Source organism: Amycolatopsis sp. NPDC051371, from assembly GCF_040682155.1.
Lineage (GTDB): Bacteria > Actinomycetota > Actinomycetes > Mycobacteriales > Pseudonocardiaceae > Amycolatopsis.
Window position 1 is genome coordinate 40,885 of the sequence record NZ_JBFBAG010000013.1, and the last position, 10,980, is coordinate 51,864.

The 10,980-nt window shown below is 70.8% G+C and carries 9 protein-coding genes; 3 read left to right on the plus strand and 6 right to left on the minus strand.

The window, feature by feature from the left end:
- Nucleotides 1-5: 5 nt before the first annotated feature.
- From AB0M59_RS17950 to AB0M59_RS17960, 3 genes are all read left to right on the plus strand, one after another.
- Nucleotides 6-1,322, plus strand: a complete 1,317-nt coding sequence (locus AB0M59_RS17950) for a glutamate-1-semialdehyde 2,1-aminomutase (RefSeq protein WP_364616080.1) — start codon at nucleotides 6-8, stop codon at nucleotides 1,320-1,322.
- A gap of 93 nt (nucleotides 1,323-1,415) precedes the next feature.
- Nucleotides 1,416-2,897, plus strand: a complete 1,482-nt coding sequence (locus AB0M59_RS17955) for a right-handed parallel beta-helix repeat-containing protein (protein ID WP_364616083.1) — start codon at nucleotides 1,416-1,418, stop codon at nucleotides 2,895-2,897.
- A 165-nt stretch (nucleotides 2,898-3,062) separates the two neighbouring features.
- Nucleotides 3,063-3,677 (plus strand): HAD-IA family hydrolase, encoded by a 615-nt coding sequence (locus AB0M59_RS17960; RefSeq protein WP_364616086.1) that lies wholly within the window; start codon nucleotides 3,063-3,065, stop codon nucleotides 3,675-3,677.
- Here AB0M59_RS17960 and AB0M59_RS17965 read toward each other — a convergent pair.
- From AB0M59_RS17965 to AB0M59_RS17990, 6 genes are all read right to left on the minus strand, one after another.
- Nucleotides 3,664-4,278 carry a maleylpyruvate isomerase family mycothiol-dependent enzyme gene (locus AB0M59_RS17965; RefSeq protein ID WP_364616089.1) on the minus strand — a complete coding sequence of 205 codons (615 nt, stop codon included), beginning with the start codon at nucleotides 4,276-4,278 and terminating at the stop codon, nucleotides 3,664-3,666. The genes AB0M59_RS17960 and AB0M59_RS17965 overlap by 14 nt on opposite strands.
- A gap of 145 nt (nucleotides 4,279-4,423) precedes the next feature.
- A complete protein-coding gene (locus AB0M59_RS17970; RefSeq protein WP_364616092.1) occupies nucleotides 4,424-5,071 on the minus strand; it encodes a phosphatase PAP2 family protein in 648 nt (215 codons plus the stop codon).
- The gene (locus tag AB0M59_RS17975; RefSeq protein WP_364616095.1) at nucleotides 5,068-6,243 is read right to left on the minus strand and encodes a glycosyltransferase; all 1,176 of its coding nucleotides are present in this window, start codon (nucleotides 6,241-6,243) and stop codon (nucleotides 5,068-5,070) included. Before AB0M59_RS17975 ends, AB0M59_RS17970 begins: the two co-directional genes overlap by 4 nt.
- Nucleotides 6,240-7,493 (minus strand): O-antigen ligase domain-containing protein, encoded by a 1,254-nt coding sequence (locus AB0M59_RS17980; RefSeq protein ID WP_364616098.1) that lies wholly within the window; start codon nucleotides 7,491-7,493, stop codon nucleotides 6,240-6,242. Before AB0M59_RS17980 ends, AB0M59_RS17975 begins: the two co-directional genes overlap by 4 nt.
- A 1-nt stretch (nucleotide 7,494) precedes the next feature.
- Nucleotides 7,495-9,018, minus strand: coding sequence for a right-handed parallel beta-helix repeat-containing protein (locus AB0M59_RS17985; RefSeq protein WP_364616101.1), 1,524 nt, complete (start codon nucleotides 9,016-9,018; stop codon nucleotides 7,495-7,497).
- Nucleotides 9,019-9,027: 9 nt separating this feature from the next.
- Nucleotides 9,028-10,974 (minus strand): alginate lyase family protein, encoded by a 1,947-nt coding sequence (locus AB0M59_RS17990; RefSeq protein WP_364616104.1) that lies wholly within the window; start codon nucleotides 10,972-10,974, stop codon nucleotides 9,028-9,030.
- Nucleotides 10,975-10,980: the final 6 nt, after the last annotated feature.

The following is a 10,980-nucleotide window of genomic DNA, read 5'->3' on the forward strand; positions in this document are numbered from 1 at the left end:
CCCCCATGGGAACGAACTTGCCCCGCTCGACGCAGGCGAACGAGCGGCTGCACCGGGTCATCCCGGGCGGTGCGCACACTTACGCCAAGGGCTCGGACCAGTATCCCGAAGCGATGGCTCCGGTCATCTCGCACGGTCTCGGCGGCCACGTCTGGGACGTCGACGGCAACGACTACATCGAGTACGGCTCGGGGCTGAGAGCGGTCAGCCTGGGCCACGCCCACCCGCGCGTTCTCGAAGCGGTCCGGGCCGAGCTCGGCAAGGGCAGCAACTTCATCCGCCCGTCGATCATCGAGGCCGAGGCCGCCGAGCGGTTTCTCGAGAACGTGCCGACGGCCGACATGGTGAAGTTCACCAAGAACGGCTCGGACGCCACGACCGCGGCGGTCCGGCTGGCCCGGGCCGCGACCGGCCGCCGGCTGGTCGCCAAGTGCGCCGACCACGCCTTCTTCTCCACCGACGACTGGTTCATCGGCACCACGGCGATGAACGCGGGCATCCCGGACGAGACGACGGAAGCGACGGTGTCCTTCCCGTACGGCGATCTGAAGGCCGCGGAGGAGCTGCTGCAGCGTCATGACGGCGAGATCGCGTGCATGATCCTGGAGCCGGCCGCCGCGGTCGGGCCGCCGCCCGGATACCTGCAGGGTCTGCGGGAGCTCGCCACTCGCCACGGCGTCGTGCTCATCTTCGACGAAATGATCACCGGGTTCCGCTGGTCCGCCCACGGCGCGCAGGGCCTCTACGGCGTCACGCCGGACCTTTCGACGTTCGGCAAGGCCCTCGGCAACGGCTTCGCCGTCTCCGCGCTGGCGGGCAAGCGCGAGCTGATGGAGATCGGCGGGCTGCACACCGACCGGGAACGGGTGTTCCTGCTCTCGACCACCCACGGCGCGGAGACCCACTCCCTCGCCGCCGCCATGGCGGTGATGGACGTCTACCGCGACGAGGACGTCATCCCCCGGCTGCACGCCCTCGGCGACCGGCTCGCCGCCGGCGTCCGCGAGGTGGCGGCCGGGATCGGCGTCGAGGACCACGTGGTCGTCCGCGGGCGCTCCAGCAACCTGGTCTTCGGCACCCTCGACGAGCAGCTCAAGCCGTCCCAGCCGTACCGGACGCTGTTCCTGCGCGAGCTGGTGAGCGGCGGGGTGCTCGGACCGTCGTTCGTGGTCAGTGCCGCGCTCACCGAGGCGGACATCGACAAGACCATCGACGTCGTCGCCCAGGCCTGCACCGTCTACCGGAAGGCCCTCGACGCCCACGACCCCACGCCGTGGATGGGCGGGCGCCCGGTGCGGCCCGTGTTCCGCAAGTTCGCCTGATCTCCGCACGGACGGGCCGGATTCACCCCTTGGGTCCGATGAGGACACTTGAGGGTGACTGTTTTCCGGCCCGTTCGTGCGTAACTTCCTGCCATGGGAAGATCTCGCGCGGTTCTCGTCGCCGCTTGCTCGCTCCTGATCGCCGTGGCCTGCCCGGCGATCGCGCGGGCCACCGACGGGCCCGGGCCGGTGTGCGACCACCAGCCCGCGGAGCACGAGCAAGCTCCTCCCGGGGCCGTCCCCGTCGATCCGGGCGTCGACGGGGACCTCTCGGCCAAGACTGCGGCGAACCCGCCCGGCACGACGTTCTGGCTCCGCCCCGGCACCCACACCCTCGGCGGCGACAAGTTCGGCCAAGTCGCCCCGAAAGACGGCGACGTGTACCTCGGCGCGCCGGGCGCGGTCGTCGACGGCCGCGGCGTCAACCAGGCGGCCTTCACCCAGCGGGCCCGCGACGTCGAGCTCCACGGCCTCACGATCCGCGGGTTCGCCGCGCTCCAGGACCAGGGCGTGGTGAACCACGACTCCGGCGACGGCTGGCTCATCGAGAACACGACCATCGAGGACAACGCCGGCGCGGGGCTGATGGCCGGGGCGCGCCAAGTCGTCCGGCACAGCTGCCTGCGCGACAACGGCCAGTACGGGCTCAACGCCTACCAGGCCGGTGACGGCATCACCGGGCTCGTGCTGGACGGCAACGAGATCACCGGGAACAACACTGGCGACTGGGAAGCCAAGGTGCCCGGCTGCGGGTGCAGCGGCGGCGCGAAGTTCTGGGCCGTGAACGGCGCCGACATCACCGGGAACTGGGTGCACGGCAACCACGGCGCCGGCCTGTGGGCGGACACGAACAACAACGACTTCCTCGTCGAGGGCAACCTGTTCGAGGCCAACGACGCCGAGGCGCTGTTCTACGAGACCAGCTACAACCTCGTGCTGCGCGGCAACACGTTCCGCGGGAACACCCTGGTGCAGGGGCGTGCGTTCGCTTCGCGCGGCGACAACTTCCCGGCGGCGACGGTGTACCTGTCGGAGTCCGGCGGCGAGCCGCGCGTGCCGGCGCGGACGTCGTCGATCGACATCAGCGGGAACACGTTCGAGGACAACTGGGCCGGGATCACGCTGTGGGAGAACGCCGACCGCTTCTGTAACAGCCCGGCGAACACGTCTTCGGGCTACTGCACCAAGGTGGCTTCGAAGTCTTCGTGCGCGGCCGGCACGATCGAGAAACCACCGGCGTACGACGACTGCCGCTGGAAGACCCAGCGCGTGGAGGTCCACGGGAACACCTTCCGGTTCGATCCCGGCCGGGTGGGCTGCACGAGCCTCTGCGGCCGAATGGCGCTGCTGTCGAACTACGGGACCTTCCCGGACTGGTCTCCCTACAAGGGAACCGTCGTCGAAGAAGCGATCACCTTCCGGCAGGGCAACCGGTGGCACGACAACTCCTATGCCGGGCCGTGGACCTTCGTCGTGCATGACACCTCCAGGACGGTCGACCCTGCGGGCTGGCGGGCGGAGCCCTACTCGCAGGACGAGTGTTCTTCGTTCGACGGTGGGACCGCCGGCTGCTGATCGGGAGCTTGCCGAGGGGGTCCGACACTTTCCGTCGCAGTCTCCGTCTTTGATCCTTATTTCCCTTGCAGTCAAAGGGAAAAGTCGCGAACGGAAGATTCCGGACAGCGCACATCACCCGTTTCAGCGATGGCATTCGCACGGGTGTTCGGTACCGTCGGAGACATGTCCGCCATCCCCGCACCCCTCGACCGCGACGCGATCGACATCGTCCTGTTCGACGCGATGGGCGTCCTCTACGCCTCCGCCGACGACGTCGGCGAGCTGCTCGTGCCCTACCTCCGCAGCCACGGCTGCGTGCTGCACCGGGAAGAGATCGCCCAGCTGTACCAGGAATGCAGCCTCGGCAAGATGTCGTCGGCGGACTTCTGGGCGACGTCCGGCGCGTCCGGGGCATCGGACGAGGAGTACTGCCGGAACCACCGCCTGACCGAAGGCGCGGTCGCGGTCCTCGCCGAACTCGATACCACCGGAGTACGGCTCGGCTGCTTGAGCAACGACGTCCGCGAGTGGTCGAAGCTCCTGCGCGAGCGGTTCGGCCTCGGCGAGTACCTGACCGACTGGTTCGTCAGCGGCGACACCGGGGTGCGCAAGCCGGCTTCCGAAGCGTTCACCGGCGTGTGCCGTCGGCTGGACGTCGTGCCGAACCGGATCCTGCTCATCGACGACCGGGCGGCGAACGTCTCGGCCGCGCGAGCCGCCGGTCTGCAAGCACTGCAGTACGGCACGCCCCAGCTGTCCACAATGGACGAGTTGCGGAAGGAGCTCAGACCGTGGTGAAGCGCGCGCTCGGCTCGCCCCGAAGACGTCCCGCCGGCAGACGCCGGTTGCAGAGCACGAGAAGCAGGTCTTGGGCGAGACCGGTGAGCACGGTCCCGGTGCCGTACGACCAGTCGAGATCGTCGGCGCGCAGGCAGACGCCGGTCAGGTCGGTGCCGAAGTACTTCACCTGCTTCGGCTTTACCCCGCCGAGCACCACTTCCAGCCGTTCCCGGGGCACGCGGCGATCCAGCCCGAGGGCGGTCGTGATGTCGAGACCGTGGATCACGTCGTGGCTCAGAGCGCCCTCCGGCCCGCCGCCGGGCGGCTGCCACGGGTGGTCGGCATTGTCCCGCAGCGAGGCGACCAAGGTTTCCCGCGAGAGGCTGGCGGCTTCCTGGCGAGCCAGGCGGTCGGCCATCCGGTGGAAGCGGCCACCGGACTTCACCATCTCGCGCACGAACCGCCCGGTCGAGAACCGGAAGGGCATGGTCATGTGCGCGACGACTTCCGGAACCCGCCACCCGGCGCACAGGGTCGCCGAGCCCCAGCCGGCCGGCGTCAGGTCACCGAGCACCGCGGCCAGCTCCCGCCGCTCGGCGGCGATCATGTCTTGGATCATCGGTCTCTCCTTCGCGGGTAGGTCACCCCACCGACGAACGCGACCAACCCAGACCGACAGCAAGTCACCGCAAACTCGCCCGCCCGGGACCGGGCGGGGGTTCCCTCAGCGGCGAGAAGGCACGAAAGCGGGTGCCGAACCGGCGTCACAGCCGTTCGGCCACGCGATCCACCAGCCAGGCCGTCGCCGGGACCGCCGCCAACGCGGCGCAGAACCCACCGACGGCATCCGTCGGGTAGTGCGCGCCCAGAGCCACCTCGGCCCACCCCATCGCCACTCCGGCGACCACAGCCAGCCCCAGGACCAAGACCACCGCCGCGGCCCGGCCGAGACCCAGCCGGTCGGCCAGCAGCAGGGCGATCACCACCGCCAGCGCGGTGGCCAGCGCCGTGTGGCCACTCGGATAAGAGAGGAACTCGCCATGGATGGTGCGGCCGACGATCGGCTTCACCAGCGTCGTCACCGCCACCGTGACCACCACGCCGAGCACCGTCAGCACCGCGGTCCGGACGCGGCGGGCCAGGAAGCACACCACCGCGAGCACCGCGACGAGAATCGTCGATCCCACCGGCTCGCCGCCGAAGTCGAAGACCAGGGCCACGTACCGCCACGGCGGCCCGACCCCGTCGACCGACGGGAGGATCGCCGCGTCGATTCCCGTCAAACCCGAGTCGTGGAAGTGCAGGATGCCCAGGGCGACGAGCACCGCCGTCGCCAGGGCAGCCGTCATGGCCAAGGGGGCGCGCAAAGCGGCCGGCAGGGCCGCGGGCGCCTCACGGACCAGCTGCCTCACCCGTGCGCCTCGATCGCCGCCTCGTACCCGGCGATCAGCCGATCGAGCCCGATCGCCGGGGTGAAGTCCTTCTCGTACCGGACCCGGGCCGCGTCGCCCATCTCGTGGTTGCGGTCGCCGACCACTGCCCGCAGCCGGTCCGCGAGGGACGCCGGGTCGTTCGGCGCGTGCAGGAGGCCGGTGACGCCGTCGTCCACCAGCTCCGGGAACGCGCCGTGCGCCGCCGCCACCGTCGGAACGCCCGCGGCCATCGCCTCGACGACCACCAGACCGAACGCCTCCAGCCACGTCGAGGGCGCCACCACTGCCACCGCGTCGGCCGTCAGGGCACGGCACTCCGCCTTGTTCTGCAGGCCGACGTACGACACGTCGGCGCGGCCGGCCGCCCAGGTCGCTACCTCGTCCTGCATCGGGCCGGTGCCGGCGACGACCAGCGGGACTCCCAGGGCTCCGCCGAGGCTGTCCCACGCCCGCATCAGCAGGCCGACGCCCTTCTCCTCAGTGACGCGGCCGAGGAACAGCACGTGCTTGCCGTCGCCGGTGCGGCGGACGCCGGGGTCGGTGACGAAATTGTGCTTCACCGCCATCCGCTCGCCGGGCATCCCGGCCGACACCAGGAGGTCACGTTGAGCCGCCGAAATGCAGAAGAACCGCGCGATGCCCGTCCGCCACCGGCGCCGGTTCGCGGCCGTGCTCGCCGCCATCGGGAGCGTCGCCACGCGTGAACCGCGGTAGCAGCCGTGCTTCACCGCCGGCAGCGGTGCGCCGCCGACGCACTCGGTGCAGATGCGGCCGTCACGGTGGAGCGTGCCGGGTGGGCAGACCATCCCGTAGTTGTGCAGCGTCGCGACCGCGGGCACGCCGGCGTCCGCGCAGGCCGCGACCACCGACGGCGACAGCAGGGGGAACGTGTTGTGGATGTGCACGACGTCCGGGCGAGAGGCGCGCAGCCGGGCGGCGAGCTCCTTCCGCACCGCCGGGTTCCACGGCACCGTCAGCGGCACCGCGGCCTTGCGGGGCGCCGGCATGGAAGCGATGTCGTCGCTGCGGCGTTCGAACAGCGACACCTGGTGGCCGCCTTCGGCGAGCAGCGTCACCTCGGCGTCGACGACGTTGTTCTCGCCGCTCGGCTGCTCGGACCGGTACCGGTTGTGCACCACGAGCACCTTCACGCGCCTGTCCCCTTCGCCGGGATGAATGCTTGTTCGTCGGACTGCGGCACCCCGCGGACCAGCAGTGACGCAGCGATGGCCAGGTGCAGCAGGTACGGCGACGCGTCGCCGAGACCGGCTTCGGTGTAGGAGGCCGAAAGGCAGTAGGTGATCAGGAAGATCGCGCACGCGCGAGCCAGCGACGGCGGCCGCAACACGGCCACCACGACCAACGTGAGGAGGAACCCCGCCACCAGCGCGATCCCGACGAAACCCTGCTCGTGGTAGATCGCGAGCCAGCTGTTGTCGATCGGCAGGCCGTCGTAGGACTTGTCCGTCAGCCCGACGCCGAAGATGTACTCCGACGTCGTCCGCGGGGCCTCCAGCAGCGCGTCCCACACCTTCGCGCGGCCGGTCAGGCTGGAGAAGTTGTCGGCGCTCTGCCCACGGAGGAACCACGCCTGCAGCGCACCCGCCAGCACCACGCCGGCGACCCCGCCGACGCCGACCGTCCAGGCGAACACCTTCCGGGCGCGGGCGCTGGTCAGCAGCATGGACAGGAAGGCCACAGCCAGCCCGGCGACCAGGCCGAGCGTCGCCGTGCGGGTGTGCGTGAGCAGCAGCAGCCCGAGCGCCGGCACCACGATGGACAGCGCGCTGCGCCACGTCGTGCGGCGCCCGAACCAGAGGAGGAGCGAAAGCCCGGCAATGACTGCCGCGTACTGGCCGATCTGCGGCGGCGTGAGCGGCCAGATCGCGCCCGAGAGCCGGCCGCCGTACTCCTCCGGCATCGCGTTGCCGGGCGAGATGACGAGGCCGATCGCCACCGACGCGAGCACGACGGCGTACGTGCGGATGTGGGCGCGGACGAACGTGAACCCGCCGTCCCACCAGCGGGTCAGCAACCAGAGCGTGGAGACGAACACCGTGAGCCGGAAGCACCGGAACAACGCGCCGGCGCCCTCCTGCAGGTCGGCGCTGGACAGGATGCTCGACACCAGCAGCAGCGTCAGCAGCAGCAGGTACGCGCTCGGCCGGATCCGCAGGTGCTTGTTCAGCACCAGCGCGATCACGAACGCCGTCATCAGCGCGCCCATGGTGACCAGCTGGCTGACCGAGCGCGGCAGCGGGATGACCGTCTTCGCACCGGTCGAGCCGAGCGTGTTGAGGATCAGCAGGGCCCACGCCAGGGCCGCCCACTTCGGCGTCGCCGAGGCGCGCCCGGCCGCGGCGTCGCCGCGGATGCCCGCGATGCCGGTGTGCGCGGCCATGTCAGCCCCCGGCCTGTGCGGTGTACGTGCTGCCGGTGTCCTGCGAGTACGGCGAGCCTTCCCACTCGCCGATCTCGAGGATGCGGTCGGTCGTGTAGGCAATGTAGGTCCACGGGCCGGCGTAGCTGTTGTCGTGCCAGCGGTTGTCCTGCTTGTACGTGATCGCCTCCTGGACCACGTCCCCCTTGTACGGCGACCAGTCCGGGTAGGTGCCGAAGTTCGAGAGCAGGCCCATCCGTCCGCACGACGCCTGGCAGCCGACGACGGCCGGATCGAGCACGAACTTGTTGTCGTGGATGTCGACGTGCTGGGTCTTCCAGCGGCAGTCGCTCAGCAGCGGCCCGCTCGTGATGGCCGGGTCCGCGCAGGTCTTGACCTCCGGCACCAGCCGGGTGCAGTCGCCGGAGCTGGTGTTGGCCGGGCTGTTGCAGTACCGGTCGGCGTTCTCCCACAACGTGATCCCGGACCAGTTGTTCTCCAGGTAGTTGCGGGAGATCTCGATCTTCGCCGTCCGCGCCTTGATCCGCGGCTCGCCGCCGGACTCGGAGATGTAGATCGCCGGGGTCGGGAAGTTGTCGCCCTTGTCGGCGTACTTGCGGCCGTCGACCCAGTTGTTCTTGCGGATCGTGTTGTCGCGGATGATCGCGTTGTAGCTGATCTCGTAGATCAGCGCGGCGCTGTCGTTGTTCTCGATGAGGTTGCCCTCGATGAGGAAGTCGTTGTTGTTCGTGTCGGCCCACAGCCCGGTGCCGTGGTTGTCGTGCACCCAGTTGCCGCGCACGTCGGCGCCGTTGACGTCCCAGAACTTGACGCCGCCGGTGCAGCCGCAGCCGTCGATCTTCGCTTCCCAGTCGCCGGTGTTGTTGCCGGCGATCTCGTTGCCCTCGACGACCAGCGCGGTGATCGGGGTGCTGCCGGAGAAGGCGTTCATCCCGTACTGGCCGTTGCGGCGCAGGCAGTTGCCGCGCACCTGCTGGCGCGCACCCGCCATCAGGCCGGCGCCGTCGTTGTCCTGGATGGTCGAGTGCTCGATCACCCAGCCGTCGCCGGAGTCGTGGTTGACCACGCCTTCGTCGCGGGGTGCGGCGAAGCCCTGGACGGTCAGGTAGGTGAGCTTGACGTTCGTTCCGTGGCCGGTGAACGCGTACTGGTTGATCTTCCGGCCGTCGACGACCGCGCCGGGAGCGCCGATGTAGACGTCGCCGTCCTTGGGCGAGACCTGGTCGTACTTGTCGTCGCCGAGGATGTGCTTGCCCGGCTTGAGCCAGAACGTCGTGCCGGTGCCGGCCGAGCGAGTCTTCGTGGCGAGGTCGCCCGGCACCGCCGGGTCGACGACGACCGCGCCCGCCGGGGCCGTCGCCGGGCCGGCCGGCTCTTTGTCGCAGACCGCCGCGACCGACCCGCTTGGGGCCGGGGTCGCCTGGGCGGGGCCGGTGGTGTCCGGGCCACTGGAGCACGCCGCGACCGTGAGGAGGACGCCGAGCAGCGGAGCGGCACGGCGGAGTCGGAAGCGGCGGGCTGTCACGGGCGGGTCCTAACTGAAGCGGAGCAGGGTGGCGAGGTGTCCGGGGGTGCCGGAGCCGACGAGGGTGGTCGAGGGTTCCTTGCGGCCGAAGCCGGCGGAGTACCAGCCGAGGGGCGGGTCGATCTCACCGCGGTGGGCCGTCCACGACAACTCGGGCGGCAGTTCCATGACGGCGGTGTGCACCGGGGCCACGGATCCGGTGGAGGTGCCCGGCCAGCGCAGGTGGGCGACGTTCCCCTCCAGCCTGGCGGTGACCGCCGGGCCGAGGTGGAACGCCAGGCGCGCGGCCGGGCGGGTGTCGCCGAGCACTTCGTCGACGATCTTCAGCACGTCGCCGTCGAGCTCGACCGTGCGGCGGTGGACCGCGGGCGCGTAGCCGTCGTGGGCCGCCGTCCAGCGGGAGGGGCCTTCGTCGGGGGTGCGCACGTCGAGCACCTTCGTGACCGCGTGCCGCGTCCACAGGAAGGGCCCGCCGGACACCGACTGGTCGGTCCCGTCCAGTTCGAGGGTGTTGTGGCCGAGCGTCGACCGGAAGGACGACCGCCACTGCGGCTCGCCGTGGTAGCAGAACGTGCCCGGGTCGGCGAGGACGTCGACGCCGTCGTGGCGGACCTCGACCGCCAGCGCGTCGGCGTGAGCGTGCGCGGCGATCGAGAGGAAGCCGTGCGGGCCGCCGTCGCAGCGAGCCCAGATCCGGCCCGACCGCAGGATCGTCATGCCCGCGTCCCGCAGGTGCGCGGGACGCCGGCCGGCGCGGACGCCGGAAGCGCGGGGAGTCCGGGATGCCAAAGAAGCCAGCAGCGGCGTACGGACGTCCTCGCCCGGGATCGGCGGCCACCAGTCCAAGCGCCCGAACAGCGCCTCGCCGGTCGCGAGCAGCGAAGCCCAGCGGTCGGTTTCGAGGCCGTCGACGATCAGGCCGAAGCCGTCGTCGGCGTCACCCTGCCGCGGCGGCCGCAGCCGGTTGTCCACAATGGACGCCAGGGCGTCGGTCATCCGGAGCAGGACGCCCCACGTCGACTCCGGCACCGGCGTGCCCGCCGCGTCGGCCTCGACCGCCGCCGCGAGCCCGAGCTCCAGCACGAGGCCGTGGTACTCGGACGCCAGTTCGGCGTTCAGCCCGGAGTCGAAGGTGTTGCGGCCCAGCTGGACGTCCAGCGAGCGCATCGCCTCGGTCCGCCACCCCGGCGACTCCGGGAACCAGCCGAACGCGCACGCCGCGGCCAGCAGCCCGGCGTCCTCGGCGATGACGTGGTTGTTCGCCGACGAGCCGTGGCTACGCAGCGTCGAAAGCCAGTTCTGGTGGTGCCACAGCTGCAGCTGGAAGTCCGGGTTGTCCTCGAACAGCTCCGCGGCGTCGGCCCAGCTGTCGAGCAGGCGACGCGTCCACACCCACGACAGCAGCCGGATGCCCAGCTCGATGCCGCTCACCCAGTGCGGCCCCCGCAGCGGCGGGTTCTCCGCCCACCACGAACGCAGGTGGACGGCCACGCGCGCGGCGTAGTCCGAGTTGCCGGTCAGGGCGTACGCCGCGGCCAGCACGGTGAGGTGCTGGTGGCGCGACGGCTCCCAGATCTGCTTGATGTCGCCGACCGTGTCTTCCGACCGGTACGGCACGTCGAAGGCGTGCAGGTCGGAAGGCGCGCGCCGGCCGGTCTTCGGGTCGAGGAACCAGTCCGGCGCCTCCAGGTCCGAACGGACCACGCCGAAGTACTCGGCGCGGCCGGCCATCAGCTCGTCGGCGGTGGCGAGCAGCCGTTTGACGGCCTCGCCGGACACCTTGCCCAGCACGCCTTCCGGGAGTACAGCGGTGAAGCGAGGGTGCGACGGCCAGTCGGGCGGCGTGGGCAGCGCGGCCCGCCACTGCCGCTGAACGACGGCGTGCCGGGCACGGCCGACGACCTCCGCCGGCCCCATCCGGGACAGCCGGCGCAGGTACCAGCCGGGACCCATCATGTCCGG